We start from the raw sequence: 17,610 nt of genomic DNA, 5'->3' as shown, positions 1-17,610 counted from the left end.
CCCGGAATATAAAAACATTCGGAGGTAATCGGCTGTACGTCAAGCGGCGCGCCTGCTAATGCCGGGATAGAAGCCAATATGCGCTCAGCCGGCATGCACATGAGGCAGATGCAGATACTTCTCCCTGGTGGCCAGTCCACCGCGGATATGGCGCTCTGACTTGTTGATATCGAGAATGTGACGCGCTTTTGCGGCAAGCTCCGGGTCTATGCGAAGCAGCCTGTCAGCATCCGTGATATCCTTGTGCACAGTGGATTTGCTGATGCAAAACTGCTTTGCGGCCTGGCGCACCGTGGCGTTGTTTTCAACTATGTAGTTGGCGATTTCCACCGCCCTTGTCTCAATATATGATTTCAAAAAATACTCCTGCATATTCTGTTGTTACAGTTTATGCAGGAGTATTTTTAATATTACACACAGCTTGTAAATCTATTTTAGTTTTTTGTTAATATAAGAAAACATGCTTAACCATGATAATGATACATATTAAGCGTATGCAGATGCAATGAGCTCAATGCATTTGTCATATCCAAGCACAGAGCTGTTTAGCACCAGGTCATAATTTTTTCTGCTGCCCCACTCCTTGTCGGTGAAGTAGCGGTAATTTACCGAGCGCTTCTTATCGACATCCTTAAGCAGCTTTTTGACCTCGTCATCGCTCTTATGGTAGAGCTTTTTTATTCTTGCAGCCTTCTCAGGCTTATTTCCCTCAATAAAAACATTCAGCACATCATCCCTGTCAGAAAGAATGTAATCTGCGCAACGTCCTACAATGACGCATGGCTCTTTTTGCGCAATATCCTTGATGAGCTTCTGCTGGATATTAAAAATCTGGTCGGAAAGAGAAACTCCTGTGATGTCGCGCCCCACAAATGCATATGAAAAAATACTTCCGGCAGGCGCATATTCGCCCTGGTTTGCGACAATCTGCTCAGAGATACCGAGCTCCTTTGCCACATGCTCAATTATTTTTTTATCGTAAAACTCAATGCCGCATTTTTGAGCAAGCTGCTCGCCGATAAAGCGACCGCCACTGCCAAACTCGCGGCTAATAGTGATTATTTTAAAACTCATGATGAAACCTCCCAGCCTATAAAAGTGTTTATAATTCATTATAACGTAATTGCACACAAAATCAAAACAGAAATTTAACAAAATCGCTTGCAGATAAGCACTCCGTAATCTATAATGACATAAGAATACATGTTGCTTTTATGTAATCAATGAGACAGCAGCATGGCGAATAAACGTTTAGGAGGAAAACATGGATCAGGAAAAGGTCATAGTCATAGACTTTGGTGGTCAGTACAATCAGCTTGTTGCGCGCCGTGTCCGCGAGTGCAACGTGTACTGTGAGATTTACTCATACAGGATAGACATTGAGAAAATCAAAGAAATGAATCCAAAGGGCATTATCCTTACAGGAGGCCCAAACAGCTGTTATGAAGATGATTCACCATCATACCAGAAAGAGCTGTTTGAGCTGGGAATACCGGTGCTTGGTATCTGCTACGGTGCACAGCTTATGATGCATAAATTAGGCGGAAAGGTAATCACACCGGAGGTTGGAGAGTATGGAAAGACAGAAATCACATATTCTGCAAACGGCGTGATGTTCAAGGATCTGCCATCAGAATCAGTATGCTGGATGAGTCATTTCGACAGAATTGCAGAGGCAGCACCGGGCTTTGAGGTAGTTGCGCACACTGCAGACTGTCCAATAGCCGCAACACAGAATGTCGAGAAGAAATTATATGCAGTACAGTTCCATCCGGAGGTGCTCCACACCAAGAACGGAACACAGATGATTTACAATTTCGTCCGTGGCGTATGTGGATGTGCAGGCACATGGAAGATGGATTCATTCGTTAAAAACACAATCGAGGAAATCAGAGAGCAGGTTGGTGACGGCAAAGTGCTCCTTGCACTTTCAGGCGGAGTAGACTCATCAGTGCTCGCAGCACTCCTTGCCAAGGCAATCGGCAAGCAGCTCACCTGCGTATTCGTAGACCACGGACTCCTCCGCAAGAACGAGGGAGATGAGGTAGAGGGCGTATTCGGCAAGGGCGGATCGTTCGACATCAACTTTGTCCGCGTCAACGCACAGGAGCGCTACTACAGCAAGCTTGCAGGCGTCACAGAGCCTGAGCGCAAGCGTAAAATCATCGGTGAGGAATTCATCCGTGTATTCGAGGAAGAAGCCAAGAAAATCGGAAAGGTTGATTTCCTTGCACAGGGAACCATCTATCCGGACGTAGTGGAGAGTGGACTCGGCGGAGAATCCGCAGTCATCAAATCACACCACAACGTAGGAGGTCTCCCGGAGCATGTCGATTTCAAGGACATCGTGGAGCCACTCAGAAACCTCTTCAAGGACGAGGTCCGCAAGGTCGGACTGGAGCTCGGATTACCTGACTATCTCGTATTCCGTCAGCCATTCCCAGGCCCGGGCCTGGGAATCCGTATCATCGGCGAAGTCACAGCTGAAAAGGTACGCATCGTCCAGGATGCAGACTGGATTTACAGAAGCGAAGTGGAAAAAGCAGCAAAAGAGTACAAAGAGGCAAGCGGCGAGGAGCCGGCATGGATGCCAAACCAGTACTTTGCAGCTCTCACCAACATGCGTTCAGTAGGTGTCATGGGTGATGAGAGAACATATGATTATGCCGTTGCAGTCCGTGCAGTCCGTACCGTGGACTTCATGACAGCCGAAGCAGCCGAGATACCGTTTGAGGTGCTTCAGACAGTGATGAGCAGAATTATAAATGAGGTAAAGGGAGTCAATAGAGTATTCTATGATTTGACCAGTAAGCCACCGGGAACTATTGAGTTTGAATAACACAAATGAGCCAAGAAACGTTGAATTTACGGCGTTTCTTGGCTCGTTTTTTGTTGCGTGACAATAGAATGACAATAATTTTGGGAAAACTGAATGAATAATTATATAAATTTGTCGGATAAAGCGGTTATTGATTTATTTATATTTTTGAGGGCTGATAATTCATCTCTTATTTGCGGTTCCATAGTTAATAAATTACCAATAAAGTCAATATCAATTGAATACTTTTCTGTTATTAGTTTTCCACAGGTTTCGTAAGAAATTTCTATATCAAAAACTTTATCCGGATATGTACTGAAATCAAATCCCGAACTTATGTGTTGCTGTGGTGCAAGAAATACATTTTTTAAATTAGTTATTTTGAATTCGTCCATATTAGATTGTCCTGCTTTACTCCAATCTAAATCAGGAGTTATTTTTAATGATATTAATTTTGCAGGGGAGTTACCGAAATTCTTTATAATCAGAGAATGAAACGCACTTACGTCATTCTTAGATATGTAAAAAACAAGATTTCCTCTGTTTTGCTCAAAATACTGATTTTTTTGTTCGGCAAGCTGTTTTTTCATTTCTTTTAAATTCTGATATGTATAGTATATTGCAACTACAGAGCCAATAAATGTTGCAAGGCTTAATAATAAACCTATAAATTGAAATAACGTTGAATGCCATTCTGCTGATGTCATTGGAAAAAGACCTCCTTCTCAAATTTGTATTATCAAAATTTTTATTCAGTTGGTTCAATCGTATCTGTATCTACATCTATAATTTCTTCAGCGTCGTTAGTGTTTTTATCATTCAGAATGCTGAAGTCTTCTTTAATAAACATCTTGTATGCACGATTTGCAATCGTTTTTGTTTCCATTAAATCAAATCCACCACCGATGACACCACCAACAACAGGTACTAACTTAGCAATGTTGATGATACCCTTTTCACCAAATTTCGTTAGGAATCTAAATCCTACTTTTTGATTGATTTTGGTTAATACAGTACCAGGTATTTTTTTGATCATAGATGTAGTAAATTTTGTTCCAAATTTTATGCCAGCTTGTTTTACAATTTGGTCAATAGATATACCCGCTAAACAAGCGTAAACCAAAGTTTGTACCTGATCACTATTAGTGTCGTAGCCACCCATGTAAGCAAGACAAGCAATCATTCGCATTTGAACATACATTACACTACTTACATTTGCCGGTATAGCAACGGGTAAGGTAATTAAGCCTCCTAATCCAGTTATAAAGCCAGAAGTTGTACACTTGGCAATTTGATAGTTTACAAATTGCTTTGCAGCTTTTTCTGTCGAATCGTTTTTAGAAATATAATCATTTGCTAAAGCGTCAATAGGTAAACTTACTTTTGGAATACCATTGATAGATTTTTCGTACAAACTATCTAATAATTCCATAATTTGATTTTGGTTCATTTCCATATATTTGTAGCTCCTTTATTTTTTTAATAGGTGATGTTAATCTCGCGAAAACTATTCTTTCTTCGGTTTTCGCTTTCTCTTCACATAAGAGAAATCCGGAAACAAGTCTTTCAATGCTTCTGCAACTTCTTCATTTTCAATCATATCCTGAACCATCATTTGGTCATCATCTGCTAAATCAAGAGATACCGAGTAAGATGCATCACTATCTATCGGATTTGCAGGGAAGCGGATTTCTTTCTTGTAATAATCGCTTTCGGTGATTTCTCCGTCATCAAGTTTATCTCTTAGTCTTGCCCAATACTCAACCATCTTTTTGAATGAATCTAAATCTTCCTGCGGACGATATCCGGCACTAGGAAGTCGTTCTTCAAATTTTAATACTACTTCGCCATCTTTTATGGTAGGTCGCAATCCATATGCCCATTCCATATCAAATAACACATGGAGTGCACTGAAGATGTTTGCCACATCCGGATCTGACAATGCAAAGAAGCTGACATTAAGATGGTTTGCAATATTAAGCAAAGTTGCCTCGTCTGGATAACGGTTTCCTAATTCGTAGTTACGGATGGTGGACTCATTAAGTCCACATCGCTCAGCCAATTCCTTTTGTGTAAGTTCGGCTGCGATTCGGAAGTTTCTGATTAAAACGCCTACTCGGCTGGTAAATTTTTCGCCCATTACAAAAGCTCCTTCTTTTTAAAACTATATACAGTATATCACTAACAGTGCAAAAATGAAATGTTTTTTGGCAAAAAGTATTGACAGTACAAAAACGAACTGCTATTATAAAACACAACACAACCGTTCAAAAATGAACTGAATAATAAAAGTGCAACGGAGAGGAGGAAACAGCTTATGACGAACAAACGATTTATTACAGCAAAAGATGTAGTGGAAGAGCTTGGAGTCTCGACATCATATGCATATAAGCTCATACGCGAATTAAACGCAGAGCGAGCGGCAGATGGATTTGTGACAATCAAGGGACGAGTCAGCAGACAGTATTTTGATGAGCGAATCTATGGAACAACAGATAAGAAAGAGGTGATTTGATGGCGGTTATCAAAAACCAAAAGACCGGAATGTGGGAGGTCAGGACTTATTACAAGGACTGGACCGGCACACGAAGGCAAAAGACCAAGAGGGGCTTCGCTAAGAAGAGTGAGGCCCAGGAATGGGAACGTGCTTTTAAGCTGAAGGATGAAATGAATATCAATATGAAATTCAAGGATTTCGCGGAATTGTACCTTTCGGATATTCAGCCACGAATTAAGTACAACTCGTTTCTGACAAAGAAGCACATTATTGAAACAAAGATTTTGCCATACTTTGGGCACAGGAAGTTGAATGAGATTCGTCCGGCGGATGTGATTCAATGGCAGAATGAGATTATGAAACTCAAAAAGGACAACGGAGAAGCATATTCGCCGACGTATTTAAAAACCATACACAATCAGTTGAGTGCTATCTTAAATCATGCAGTTAATATGTATGATTTGAAGGATAATGTGGCTCGAAAAGCCGGTTCTATGGGGAAAGAAGAGTCGAAGGAGATTATGTTTTGGACGCAGGAGGAGTATCAGGCATTTATTGAGCAGGTGGCGGACAAGCCAATCTCATATTATGCATTTGAAATTCTGTATTGGACAGGAATTCGTGAAGGAGAACTGCTGGCACTGACACCTAACGATTTTGATTTTACGAAGAAAACACTTCGCATCAATAAATCGTATCAAAGGCTGGAGGGGAAGGATGTAATTACAGATCCGAAGACACCGAAGAGTAATCGAGTGATTGTTATGCCGGATTTTCTTGCTCTTGAAATTGAAGATTTTATCAGTAGATTGGATGGCATTAGAAATGATGATAGGATTTTCACCATTTCAAAAAGTTATTTGCATCACGAGATGGACAGAGGCGCAAAGCTGGCAGGAGTTAAGAGAATCAAGATTCATGGACTCAGGCATTCACACATTTCACTGCTGATTCATATGGGATATTCGGCACTTGCAATTGCCGAAAGAGTAGGACATGAGGCAGTGGATATCACTTATCATTATGCACATTTATTTCCAACGGTACAGTCAGATATGGCTGTGCATCTGGATTCAGAAAGGGAGGAACTTATCAATGTCAGAAAAAAATAGAGATGCAAAAAACAGATGGAGAACGGTGACAGTGGCATTTCGCTTGTCACCGGAAGAAAATGAGGAACTTACTACCCGTGTAAAAATGTGCGGATGCAGGACGAGACAGGAGTATATCATCCAAAGCATTCTGTATCAGAAGGTTGTGGCTATAGGCAATCCGCTAATGCTGGTATCATTTCGGCAGAATCTGCAGCATATTGAAGCGGAACTGGAACGGTTACAAAAAGCGGACGAGATGGATTCGGAGCTACTGACACCAATACGGACAATGCTGGAGATATTGGAGGCGTTTCGCGAAACGCCTCGTACTCTGGCAGGTATGGAGAGGCTGACAGTTAGTGATGAAGATTAAAAATGTGTTGAATATCGAAAGGAAGCGATTGCCATGGGACAGCAAACATTATTTGAAAAAATAGGAGTTCAGTATGAGGAAAGAGACGGATTGTTTTATCCGTTAATTGCATTAGATATTAAGGAAGATGGTGCAAATGTTGGAAAATACGGACGCATGTGGATGCAATATTTGAAGTCAAAATATCCACAGAGGTACCGAAGTCTGTTGCGATTCGGGGAACTGAACCAAAAAGCAGCAGAGGTAAATGAAGTGGCTTATGAATTGCTTGAGGATATTGAAACAGAATGGCTGCAAAAGCATAAGCCGAAGAATAAAAATTCTTTTACAGAAATGTATAGGCTGAGAATGGAAGCAAGGCTGATAGCAGAGGAAGTTGTATTACATGATGTGGTGAATTGCTTTCACTAGATGTAAAGAATGGCACGATACATAGCTCATTTATTCCTGTCAGAGTATAGAGATGTTCTTGTGTGCTTTGGCAGGATAGAGGCAAGTTGTAGAATTCAAATGAAGTGGAGCTGCTGGTGGTAAACAATATGTCGCGTATCCGCGACTATAGCTCCCGGCAGGGCGCAAAACCCGCTTGCGGGTCTGCATTTTTGATACCGCAGGTGTCAAAAGTGCTTTTGCGTTACTTTTGACAAAAGTAACAAAACCTTCCCTGGGAAATTTGCTGATATGTGCCGTATCCGGCACAATTACGGATAAGAAGGAGGTGTACGCATACATAGGAAAAGGAGGTTGATTTCAGATGGAAAGAACGATTAGTTTTATGAATGGGGAAGGTTCACTTGGTCACAATACAAGAGCATTTATTGCGGCAAATGTGGATGCTGATAGAACAAAAAATAATATCACTCTTGTGCATGAAGATTTGAAAACGGTATATCACAAATTGTTTGATGATTCCCTTAAAAAGTATAATGCCAAGCAGAAACGCAAAGACAGGCAGATTAAGAATTATTATGACAAGATTTCAAGAAGCAAGCAGGAGAAACTTTTTTATGAAGTCATTGTGCAGATAGGGAACAGAGACGATACCGGAGTAGGAAGTGCTGCGTCTGATATTGCGGTAAAGGTACTGACAGATTATGTGGAGCTATTTATCCGTAGAAATCCACAGCTATATGTATTTGGGGTTTATATCCATATGGATGAAGAGACGCCACATGTGTATATAGATTTTGTACCATTTTCAACAGATAACAAGAGAGGGTTAGAAACAAAGAATTCTCTGAAGGGTGCACTTGCATCCAGAGGCTTTGAAAGTGAGGGTAAGGGTAATACTGAATGGCAGCAGTGGTCGGAGGCAGAGAAAGAAGATATTGCCATGATAATGCAGAAATATGGTATCGGTTGGAAGAAGCTGGATACGCATAAGCTGCATTTATCGGTGCTGGACTATAAAAAGCAGGAACGTAGTCGCGAAGTCAAAGAGCTGGAGCAGGAACTTGAAGATATCGGCGTTGTAATTGAATTAAAAGAAGAACGAGAAGCTCGATTGGGCGATGAGATTCATAAACAACAAATACGGCTGAAAACAGAACGAGAGGAAGCAGAAAAGACCTTAGCGATAGTAACATCCTTGAAAGATAGAATCATGGATGAAGGGATTGCACAAGAAAAATATAATAAGGCTTTGGCTGCCGATAGTCAGGAATTGGAAGATATTATTACAGATAAAAAGAAACAGTTGGCAGATGTGCAGGTGGCACTTAATAAGGCTTTTGCAGTATTTGAGAACGCAAATGAAAAACTGGCTCAAGCAGAGAAAGAATTGTCAGGGATTAAGAAACTTAGGGATGACATGATAAAGCAAGGTGACGGGGATTATTATCTAAAGGAAGAGATTATCCGGCTGAGGTATGAAAACCAGAATCTGAAGGAGGAAAACAAGTGGCTAAAGGAAAAATTGGATAAAGCATGCGAATTTATGAAAAAGTTTGTGATTAAAGGAAAGTCAATGCTAGATAAATTTCTGGAGTGGATTGGTGAGAAGGTTAGAGATGGGAGAGGAAGGTAAAAGTTTTTATCAAGGTGGAGTCTTTGCTCCACCTTGTTTACTAATTTTCGAGAGAAACAACATATTTCATAAAATCTTTTTTGAAATAAAATGCTCTATTTTTGTCGGATATTTCTCTGCCATATATATTAGAAAAAATTGGATGATATGGTTTTGAATCCTTCGTTCTGATTTGAATAAATTCACCGTTTGCGGTATGTAAGGTGGCTCTGCTTGATTCTGATAATTGCGTATTAAACTGGTCGCATATATTGTAATAATCAGCCTCTAATTGAGCTGCAAGTTCGGCATATTTTGATAGAGATAAATCTACTTGGATAGGTTGCAAATACATCCAGTCTGCGGGAGAACCATCTTTACTGATAGGTACATATAACAGTCGCTGAATTTTTTGATACAGCTTTGTATCTTCAAAGGTGCGCTTTGCAAGCAATTCATCGATAATAGATGCGGTTTGGGTGATGAACATAGTTTCAAGTGGTTTTCCGGTTCGGTCACACTTATTTGTTTTTAATTCACCATCTTCAAAATCAAGAGTTGTATTTGAAAGGTTCAATCCAATAGTGAGTTCCAATAATTGCCCTGTTCTGCCTTTATTGATTTTCATCATTGCGTCTTGAACTTGAGAAGGGGATAGGTATTCGCTGAATGGGATATATGCTAATTTCTCAATTCGTCTTTGTGCTTCAATTAATTTCATTAGTATCAGACCTCCTTAAAAAATTCCGTTATTTCAATATCAAGCACATTTGCAATCTGATTGAGTACAGATATAGAAAGGCTCTTATCACATCCAGCAGCTTCAATTTTAGATAGATAGCTGATGCTGATTTTTGCCTGCTCTGCAAGTTGCACTTGTGTTAATTTTGCTTGTTCTCTGTAATGTTTTATATTTGCGCCTATAACACGATATAGGTTTGCATCATTATTAAAATACATATAAAAACCTCTTTCACTATTTGTGAATATTATCGCACGAGAGCAAATAGATATAAATTCACTTATAGTGAAAGGAAATAGCTATGGATTTTTATGAGATTATGCGTTACAATGATAAAATCAAGAAAGTGAAGGAGGCATGACTTATAAGTTTACAACCAAATAATTTTCAGCTTGAACCAACAACGGTCTGGTCATTCCCAGACAGAGGCAGTTGGGCAACGCACTCAGGAAAGTATCGAGGTAATTGGTCACCATATGTGCCAAGAAATCTGATACTTCGTTATTCAAATCCGGGAGACTGGGTCTTAGATCAATTTATGGGTAGTGGAACAACCTTAGTAGAAGCAAAGCTGCTTAATCGCAACGCGGTAGGTGTTGACATCAATCCGCAGTCAGTTTCAATCTCTGAAACAAATTTACAATTCCAATGTGAAACAAGTTCAAAAATATTTACTCGAAATGGAAATGCTGTAGATTTGCATTTTATCAAAGATAGTCGCATTGACTTTATCTGTACGCATCCACCATACGCAAATATCATCAAGTATAGTAAAGGTATTGAAGGAGATATTTCGTTACTTGGTGTGGATGAATTTTTGTCAGAAATGAAGAATGTAACAGAAGAATCTTTTCGTGTACTAAAGAAAGGAAAAATGTGTGCTGTAATGATTGGGGATGTAAGAAGGTATGGGAAAGTAATACCATTGGGCTTTCGTATGATGGAGTGCTTTCTTCAGGCTGGATTTACAAATAAAGAGATTATCATTAAGGAGCAGCATAATTGCCGTTCTACAGAATATTGGGAGAAACAGAACAATAATTTTCTATTGCTTGCACATGAGTATATTTTTGTATTTCAGAAGTGATTTAATTCACAAAGAGTGAAAGTTTTGGTTGTTATTTAATATGTTTGCAAGTATAATAGACATGTGAAAGTTTATTCTAAGTTGAACATAGAGAAGAGGAATCAAAATGAGTAATTCGAGTATCGCTCCATTTGTGAAATGGGCTGGTGGAAAGCGCCAACTTTTACCACAGATAAAAGAGCGTATGCCAGAACAATATAATAATTATTTCGAGCCATTTGTAGGTGGTGGTGCGGTAACATTTGAATTGCTGCCTGCAAATGCTCTGATAAATGATATTAACAAAGCACTGATTAACACATATAAGCAGATTCGCAATGTGCCAGAGGCATTTCTAAAAGCTGTAAACAAACTAGATGAAGAAATGTGGGAGGACGGTAAAGAATACTATTATTCCCTTAGAGAGCATTACAATGATAAGCTGATGAAAGCAGAATATGGTGTAGAACTAGCAGCGTTGTTTGTGTTCATCAATAAGCATTGCTTCAATGGTTTGTATCGGGTCAATGGGAAAGGACTTTTCAATGTGCCATATAACAATAGTCGTAGGGCATCTGTGGATGAAAAGGCTATTATGGAGACTTCGGAGTATCTTCAGAAGGTAAATATCATTGATGGCGATTTTGAGGCTGCTTGCAAAGATGCAAAAAGGGGCGATTTTATATTTATTGACAGTCCCTATGCACCATTAAATCCAACTTCTTTTGAGTCTTACACAAAAGAGGGATTTGATATTGAAAGCCACAAGAGATTGGCAAGGTTGTTTGATGAATTAACTGCCAGAGGCTGCTATTGTATGCTCACGAATCATAATACAGACTTGATAAATGAGTTGTATGGTAACAAGGGATACAAGATAGATGTTGTAAGTGTTAAGCGTATGATTAATTCGGATGCATCCAACAGGGTTGGAGAAGAAGTGATTATATGTAATTATTAGAGGAGTCGAGATAGTGGAGAACTTATTTATAAAGAAAGTGCCATTATACTTCGAGACAGAAGAATCGCAGTTAGTGTTGGGGGATTCTTTCAAAATTCTAACAAAAATGGAACCAGAATCTGTTGATATGATATTTGCAGATCCACCCTACTTTTTAAGTAATGATGGCATTACCTGTCAGGGTGGAAAGATGGTTTCAGTAAATAAAGGCTCATGGGATAAACTTTCGGAGAGTGGAACCAGCGTCGAAGAAAAACACAAGTTTAATAGAAAGTGGATTAAGTTATGTAAGAAAGTACTAAAGCCGAACGGCACGATTTGGATATCAGGAACATTACACAATATATATTCGATTGGTATGGCATTGGAGCAGGAAGGCTTCAAGATAATCAACAACATAACCTGGCAGAAAACAAATCCACCACCAAACTTAGCATGTCGATGCTTCACACATTCTACGGAAACTATATTATGGGCAAAGAAGAATGATAAGAAGTCTCGGCATTTTTTTAATTATGAAAAAATGAAAGAAGAAAATGGTGGCAAGCAGATGAAGGATGTATGGACTGGTGCATTGACGAAGCCATCTGAAAAGACGGAAGGCAAGCATCCAACACAAAAGCCAGAATATTTGCTTGAAAGAATTGTATTAGCTTCTACGGAGGAAGGACAAGTTATAATAGATCCATTTTGTGGCTCAGGGACTACCGGAGTGGAGGCTGTGCGATTGGGAAGGAAATTTATTGGGATAGATGTAAGTGAAGAATACTTACAGATAAGCAAGAGAAGATTGGAGAAGGTAGCAAATGACAAATAGATATTTTGATGAATGGCTGAGTAAGTTCAGACCGAGTATATCGACATATGATTATTATGTGGATTTTGAGAAGGTTTATAGAAATGTAGATGAAGTAAAGATTGAATTAAATCTATTAAATTCACTTATTGGTAGCAAGGATATAAAAACAGATTTTGTTAATCTATTAAAACGCTATCCTGAAATATTAAAGGCAATACCAATATTGTTGGCAAAACGGGAGAATGAGATATATTGCCAAGATGAAAATGGTGGATTTTTGTATAAATTTGATTATGGTAAATATCCTCCGAATAGTCATAGATACTATGAGATGTATACCTATTTTATGGAAAAAAGTGGACTGTTTGATTTGTTGCAGAATCATATTATTAAAGACTTAGTGGATTATGTGACAGGTGTAGAGACTGGACTTGATTCAAATGGTCGTAAAAATCGTGGCGGACATCTGATGGAGAATTTGGTCGAAAAGTATATACAAGAAGCTGGATTTGTACGAGATGTAAATTATTTTAAGGAAATGTACCTTGTTGACATAGAGAAAAAATGGAAAATTGATTTGTCCGCATTGTCTAATGATGGAAAGGCGGCGAAAAGATTTGATTTTGTTGTTAAGACGTCGAAAATGATATACGCAGTGGAAACAAACTTTTATACTGGTGGAGGTTCAAAGTTAAATGAAACTGCTAGAAGTTATAAGATGCTTTCGCAGGAAGCTAATACTATAGATGGATTTACTTTTGTGTGGTTTACAGATGGAATAGGTTGGAAAAGTGCAAGAGGGAATCTGAGAGAGACATTCGATGTCATGGATACGATTTATAGTATTGATGACATGGAGAATGGGGTTATGAGGGAGTTGTTTTCTTAAAGATAAGTTGAAGCTTAACAAAAAATATCTTACATACCAAAGTTACATTTTTTTGGATAATTGGGATAATATATTAAAGTATAATCAAAATTTTCTTACTCAGTATAGAGGTAAGTTTTTCAAAAATATGGATACAAATAATAATCTATTAAATAAAAGAAAGAGTGGTAATAATGGAAGAATCAAATTTAATGAATGAACTTTCAAAAGAAAGAAAAAGCATAAAAACAGATAGCTATGATATGTCTGTAGGTGAAATAATCAGTTTGTATAAGGATGGCGACTTGAAACTGAATCCTGCATATCAGAGATTATTTAGATGGGATGAGGACCATAAAACAAATTTTGTTGAATCTATATTAATAGGTATTCCTATTCCGGAGATTTTTGTTGCACAAAAAGAGGATGGGAAATGGGATATTGTTGATGGAGTACAAAGAATTTCTACATTACTCCAGTTAGTAGGAGAACTTCCTGATAGAAAACCGTTAGTTCTGCATGGAACAGGATATTTACCTTCTTTAGAGGGAATGACATGGGAGACGATGCCATCGGATGCAAAACGATTATTAAAGAGAGCTAGAATTGGAGTGAATATTATTCTCACTGAGAATAGTATACAATCACAGTATGATTTGTTTCAGAGATTAAATACGGGTGGTGTGTCGTTAGAAAGTCAGGAAATAAGAAATTGCTTAATTATCATGTTAAACGAAACTTATTATAACAAAATTAATGAATTGAAAACATATGAAAATTTTTTGAGATGCTTAACTTTAACAGATGAAAAATATAAAGTTGAGTATCATATGGAATTGATTGTTCGTTATCTTATAGCAAAGAATGATAAGGTGGATTATTCTGTATATAATATTGCAACGGAAAAAATGCCCCATTTTCTAGATAAGGAGATGACACGTTTAATTGCAGATGAAAAATTTGATTTAGATGTAGAAATTGAAATATTTAAAAGAGTATTTGATAAGTTGTCAGAAGTGATGGGAAAAGATTTGTTTAAAAAATATAATGTAGAAAAAGGAAAATTTGAAGGTAGTTTTTCAAATGCAAGTTTTGAAGCAATTTTGTTAGGTACGGCATTGAATTTTGACAAAATAGAATGGAGCGCCTATAGGAATAAGGTTATGAAGATGTATTCTCATCCGACCTTCTTGAAATATTCTGATAGAGGGGTAAAGGTGATTAATCGATTTAAAGAACTAAATAATTTTTCAAAGGAGTATTTTGCAAATGAAGATTGAACAGTTTGAAGATTATATTCATGATGATTTAGCATGGAGAAAAATGGAAATATCTCAATTGTTCAGAATATTCAATGATGCGGAAAGCAAAGAAGTTGTTACAAAATCTATAGTGCTTTTATTGTATGCTCATTGGGAAGGTTTTCTTAAAAAGTGTTTTAAATGTTATTTAAAGTATGTGTCAGAGCGAAAGGTGAAAATAAAAAAACTGACAGTAAATTTTAAGGCTATTGAACTTAAAAGTTTGGCACAGCAATGTATCGATGATGATGGTTTGAATTTGGCAAAAGAATTACAGTTTCTAAACAAACAAGAGAAAATAGCAGAAAAGCCTTTTAAGATTAGTATAGATGTTGATAATGATTTTGATGAAGATATAATAAATACTAAGCATAATCTCAGTTCTAAAGTGTTAAAGAACATATGTGATATAGTTGGTATTGTGTATAATAATGCTATGCAAGCTAGAGCTACATACATTGATTCAGTATTATTAAAGCATAGAAATTCAATTGGACATGCAGGTAAATTGGCAAAAGGAAATACAGATACCGAAGAAAGTTTATCATATGAACAGGTTGTGAAATTAAAAGAATTTATACTATTAATGCTGGATTATTATGCTCAAATTTTATTGGACTATACAGAAAAAGAGTACTATTTAATTGAAAAAGAAGACGAACGATTAGAATATGAAAAAGAAAAAGAAAATGAATTGAGTGGGCGTATAGAGAGAATGGAAAACAGTTTAAACGCGACAAAGCACTCATAAGAAAGGATTTACTATGTCGTATAATTGTCAGGTACAGACGCCAGATGAGTTTGTTCTAAAAATGCTGGATTATATAGACTACAAACATGAATTATATGGTAAAAGCGTGCTTGAAAATTCATGTGGAAAAGGGAATATACTAATTAGGATTGTAGAACGATATATTGCTGATGCAAAATCAAATGAAATACCTGAAGCTCTAATAATTAAAGGTTTGGAAAAAGACATTACAGGATACGAAATAGATGATAGTAGTATATGTGAATGTAAGAAGAAACTAGATAAGGTTGCTGAAAGATTTGGATTGTTTAATGTAAAATGGAATATTTTGAAATATAATTATTTGAAAACAAGTAAGGAAAAGTATGATTATATTATTGGAAATCCACCATATATTACATATCATGATTTAACTGAAGCTCAAAGAAAACTATTAAAAACAAAGTTTTCCACATGTAAAGAGGGTCGTTGCGATTATTATTATGCATTTGTAGAAAAAAGTATTAATTCTTTAAATGAAAATGGGAAATTAGTATATTTGATACCTTTTAGCATATTTAGAAATAAATATGCACAGGCGTTAAGAGACTATATAAAAGATACAATAACAGATGTTTATGATTTTACAGGAATCCAATTGTTTAGCGGAGTTGTGATTTCATCGACCATTATCTTGTGCCAAGCGGGTATAAAAAGGAATAGCATTAATTATCATAAAGAAATAAACGGAGAATTAGAAGTTGTTAAAAAAGATACTTTGAATGATAAATGGTTTTTTGTTCAAAAGACAAATAAAGGAGAGCGTTTTGGAGACTTTTTTTCTGTTCATAACGGTGTTGCAACTTTGTTAAATGAAGCATTTTTAATCTGCGATTATATTGAAGATAATGAGTACATATATGTAGGTGACATGAAAATTGAAAAAGAAATTCTTAGGCCGGCAGTTAGTACAAAAACTATGAAAAGAAAATCAGTAAAAAAAAGGGACGAGAAGATAATTTTTCCATATAAACTTTGCTCTAAAGGATACATTAAATATGAACAAAAAGAGTTTGAAGAGAAATTTCCAGAGGCATATAAGTATTTGAAAAGTTTTTATGATAAATTAAATAAGAGAAAATCTGATGAAAAGGCACAATGGTTTGAATATGGAAGAAGTCAAGCAATTGCAGAGATAAAAGGAGAAAAGTTGATATTTCCGATGGTATTTACAAATAAAGTTAAAGTGTATAAATGTAATAGTAATGCTGTTCCATATGCGGGGTATTTTCTGAAAAAAAAGGACCATAGCAGATATACGTTAGACGATGCGAAGAAAATTTTGCAAAGTGAAAAGTTTTATGAATATATAAAGGAACATGGTACTCCGACAACAGCAACTTCATATAGAATGTCAACTAAAGAAATAGAGAATTATCTTTTCGAGGGTATATAGACATTGTCAGTGACAACAAAATGACAATACAATCCTCAAAAAATCTACGCAACAGATAGAACCCAGACAAAATTGATGGATTTCTCCCACAAATAGCAACCATAAATACCACAAAACAACTTTGTGATTAAGAGTTTGAGTAGTAAACAGAGCTTCATAAATGGCGTAAACAAGCCATTTATGGGGCTTTTTCTTTTATCGTGATACCTATATGATACCTGTTTTGATAGTACCACAGATATTAATGAGTACTAAACAGAAGTGTCATAGGTATTATCTATTATCACATTTCTTTTTATTTTCAAAAATTATCCCAATTATATGAAGCACCAAAAACTGGTGCAAATTAGTGAAAATACACCAGTGGTGTCTCTTCCGTAAAAATATGGTTTGCGGTAGACTTTATAACACAAAAATAAAAAGTCCGCCAGAGAATATGTTTTGACGAAAAAAGTCCATGAGAGAATATTTAGCAAATTCATGTTTTGAATTAGAATGAGTGATGTAATCAAGAGACAGAGATGCTGCTATATTTGTAAAAAAACCGCTATTGTACCCTTATCTGAGAAAAAGGGTCGGGTTTGTCCCTTTTAAAATTTAAGACAAGAAAATACAATAGTTGCAACAAGTTATATAGAAGTTGTAGCTGCCAATATAAGTGTTTGATACATACCGGTAATTGCCGGGGAGAGGAGGTGAATGCACCATGGAAAAGTTATATTACACAGCAAAAGAGGTTGCTGAGATGCTTGATGTATCGGTATCTCATGCATACAAAGTAATAAGAGAAGCTAACAGGGAATTATCTTCTAAAGGCTTCTATGTCAGAGCCGGCAGAGTCAGCCGTAAGTATCTTGACAGCAAAGTATATGACTTATGTGATAAGACAGCATAAGGGAA

21 protein-coding genes are annotated in these 17,610 nt (G+C 37.0%); 14 read left to right on the top strand and 7 right to left on the bottom strand.

Annotated elements, in window-relative coordinates:
• Nucleotides 1-84: 84 nt before the first annotated feature.
• Both spoIIID and ACW6PM_RS05635 read right to left on the bottom strand, forming a co-directional pair.
• Entirely contained in the window at nucleotides 85-357 is a 273-nt protein-coding gene (gene spoIIID / locus ACW6PM_RS05640; protein ID WP_456056506.1) for a sporulation transcriptional regulator SpoIIID, read from the bottom strand.
• Nucleotides 358-486: 129 nt separating this feature from the next.
• A complete protein-coding gene (locus ACW6PM_RS05635; protein ID WP_330021348.1) occupies nucleotides 487-1,074 on the bottom strand; it encodes a cytidylate kinase-like family protein in 588 nt (195 codons plus the stop codon).
• A gap of 190 nt (nucleotides 1,075-1,264) precedes the next feature.
• On the opposite strand from ACW6PM_RS05635, the gene guaA reads away from it, so the two are divergent.
• Nucleotides 1,265-2,839: a glutamine-hydrolyzing GMP synthase gene (gene guaA / locus ACW6PM_RS05630; protein WP_456056505.1), complete on the top strand. Its 1,575-nt coding sequence runs from the start codon at nucleotides 1,265-1,267 to the stop codon at nucleotides 2,837-2,839.
• A 101-nt stretch (nucleotides 2,840-2,940) separates the two neighbouring features.
• Here the strand turns inward: guaA and ACW6PM_RS05625 are convergent, their stop codons facing one another.
• Genes ACW6PM_RS05625 through ACW6PM_RS05615 form a run of 3 tightly spaced genes read right to left on the bottom strand, consistent with a single transcriptional unit; the run spans nucleotide 2,941 to nucleotide 4,958 of the window.
• Complete coding sequence (locus ACW6PM_RS05625) at nucleotides 2,941-3,525, bottom strand: hypothetical protein (RefSeq protein ID WP_456056504.1); 585 nt, start codon at nucleotides 3,523-3,525, stop codon at nucleotides 2,941-2,943.
• A 41-nt stretch (nucleotides 3,526-3,566) separates the two neighbouring features.
• Nucleotides 3,567-4,274, bottom strand: a complete 708-nt coding sequence (locus ACW6PM_RS05620; RefSeq protein ID WP_456056503.1) for an EcsC family protein — start codon at nucleotides 4,272-4,274, stop codon at nucleotides 3,567-3,569.
• 51 nt (nucleotides 4,275-4,325) lie between these two features.
• Nucleotides 4,326-4,958, bottom strand: a complete 633-nt coding sequence (locus ACW6PM_RS05615) for a helix-turn-helix domain-containing protein (protein ID WP_456056502.1) — start codon at nucleotides 4,956-4,958, stop codon at nucleotides 4,326-4,328.
• 177 nt (nucleotides 4,959-5,135) lie between these two features.
• Between ACW6PM_RS05615 and ACW6PM_RS05610 the strand changes: the two genes are divergently transcribed.
• The 5 genes from ACW6PM_RS05610 to ACW6PM_RS05590 all read left to right on the top strand — a co-directional run bounded on the left by ACW6PM_RS05610 (nucleotide 5,136) and on the right by ACW6PM_RS05590 (nucleotide 8,808).
• A complete protein-coding gene (locus tag ACW6PM_RS05610) occupies nucleotides 5,136-5,333 on the top strand; it encodes a DNA-binding protein (RefSeq protein ID WP_456056501.1) in 198 nt (65 codons plus the stop codon).
• Nucleotides 5,333-6,427, top strand: a complete 1,095-nt coding sequence (locus ACW6PM_RS05605) for a site-specific integrase (RefSeq protein WP_308804307.1) — start codon at nucleotides 5,333-5,335, stop codon at nucleotides 6,425-6,427. The genes ACW6PM_RS05610 and ACW6PM_RS05605 overlap by 1 nt, the downstream gene beginning before the upstream one ends.
• The gene (locus tag ACW6PM_RS05600) at nucleotides 6,411-6,782 is read left to right on the top strand and encodes a plasmid mobilization protein (RefSeq protein ID WP_456056500.1); all 372 of its coding nucleotides are present in this window, start codon (nucleotides 6,411-6,413) and stop codon (nucleotides 6,780-6,782) included. Before ACW6PM_RS05605 ends, ACW6PM_RS05600 begins: the two co-directional genes overlap by 17 nt.
• Nucleotides 6,783-6,815: 33 nt before the next feature.
• Nucleotides 6,816-7,193, top strand: a complete 378-nt coding sequence (locus ACW6PM_RS05595; RefSeq protein ID WP_151199283.1) for a TnpV protein — start codon at nucleotides 6,816-6,818, stop codon at nucleotides 7,191-7,193.
• A 343-nt stretch (nucleotides 7,194-7,536) separates the two neighbouring features.
• On the top strand, nucleotides 7,537-8,808 hold the full coding sequence (locus ACW6PM_RS05590) for a plasmid recombination protein (RefSeq protein WP_456056499.1): 1,272 nt from the start codon (nucleotides 7,537-7,539) through the stop codon (nucleotides 8,806-8,808).
• A gap of 40 nt (nucleotides 8,809-8,848) precedes the next feature.
• On the opposite strand, the gene ACW6PM_RS05585 is transcribed toward ACW6PM_RS05590, so the two are convergent.
• Both ACW6PM_RS05585 and ACW6PM_RS05580 read right to left on the bottom strand, forming a co-directional pair.
• Complete coding sequence (locus ACW6PM_RS05585; protein WP_151199281.1) at nucleotides 8,849-9,508, bottom strand: MutH/Sau3AI family endonuclease; 660 nt, start codon at nucleotides 9,506-9,508, stop codon at nucleotides 8,849-8,851.
• A 5-nt stretch (nucleotides 9,509-9,513) separates the two neighbouring features.
• Complete coding sequence (locus tag ACW6PM_RS05580; RefSeq protein ID WP_151199280.1) at nucleotides 9,514-9,747, bottom strand: helix-turn-helix domain-containing protein; 234 nt, start codon at nucleotides 9,745-9,747, stop codon at nucleotides 9,514-9,516.
• Between the two features lie 146 nt (nucleotides 9,748-9,893).
• Between ACW6PM_RS05580 and ACW6PM_RS05575 the strand changes: the two genes are divergently transcribed.
• The 8 genes from ACW6PM_RS05575 (at nucleotide 9,894) to ACW6PM_RS05540 (ending at nucleotide 17,605) form a co-directional block, all read left to right on the top strand.
• Entirely contained in the window at nucleotides 9,894-10,616 is a 723-nt protein-coding gene (locus ACW6PM_RS05575; protein WP_456056611.1) for a TRM11 family SAM-dependent methyltransferase, read from the top strand.
• A 106-nt stretch (nucleotides 10,617-10,722) separates the two neighbouring features.
• Entirely contained in the window at nucleotides 10,723-11,556 is an 834-nt protein-coding gene (locus ACW6PM_RS05570) for a DNA adenine methylase (protein WP_456056498.1), read from the top strand.
• A gap of 13 nt (nucleotides 11,557-11,569) precedes the next feature.
• Nucleotides 11,570-12,373 (top strand): DNA-methyltransferase, encoded by an 804-nt coding sequence (locus ACW6PM_RS05565; RefSeq protein ID WP_151199277.1) that lies wholly within the window; start codon nucleotides 11,570-11,572, stop codon nucleotides 12,371-12,373.
• Complete coding sequence (locus ACW6PM_RS05560) at nucleotides 12,363-13,244, top strand: type II restriction endonuclease (protein WP_456056497.1); 882 nt, start codon at nucleotides 12,363-12,365, stop codon at nucleotides 13,242-13,244. Before ACW6PM_RS05565 ends, ACW6PM_RS05560 begins: the two co-directional genes overlap by 11 nt.
• A 173-nt stretch (nucleotides 13,245-13,417) precedes the next feature.
• On the top strand, nucleotides 13,418-14,503 hold the full coding sequence (locus tag ACW6PM_RS05555) for a DUF262 domain-containing protein (RefSeq protein ID WP_456056496.1): 1,086 nt from the start codon (nucleotides 13,418-13,420) through the stop codon (nucleotides 14,501-14,503).
• The gene (locus ACW6PM_RS05550) at nucleotides 14,493-15,275 is read left to right on the top strand and encodes an MAE_28990/MAE_18760 family HEPN-like nuclease (RefSeq protein ID WP_456056495.1); all 783 of its coding nucleotides are present in this window, start codon (nucleotides 14,493-14,495) and stop codon (nucleotides 15,273-15,275) included. The genes ACW6PM_RS05555 and ACW6PM_RS05550 overlap by 11 nt, the downstream gene beginning before the upstream one ends.
• Nucleotides 15,276-15,336: 61 nt before the next feature.
• Nucleotides 15,337-16,710, top strand: a complete 1,374-nt coding sequence (locus ACW6PM_RS05545) for an Eco57I restriction-modification methylase domain-containing protein (RefSeq protein WP_456056494.1) — start codon at nucleotides 15,337-15,339, stop codon at nucleotides 16,708-16,710.
• A 706-nt stretch (nucleotides 16,711-17,416) separates the two neighbouring features.
• The gene (locus ACW6PM_RS05540) at nucleotides 17,417-17,605 is read left to right on the top strand and encodes a MerR family transcriptional regulator (RefSeq protein ID WP_021923573.1); all 189 of its coding nucleotides are present in this window, start codon (nucleotides 17,417-17,419) and stop codon (nucleotides 17,603-17,605) included.
• Nucleotides 17,606-17,610: the final 5 nt, after the last annotated feature.

This window comes from Agathobacter sp. (genome assembly GCF_977054825.1).
The sequence above is the reverse complement of the archived record's forward strand: the minus strand, read 5'-3'. Positions and strand labels throughout refer to the sequence as shown.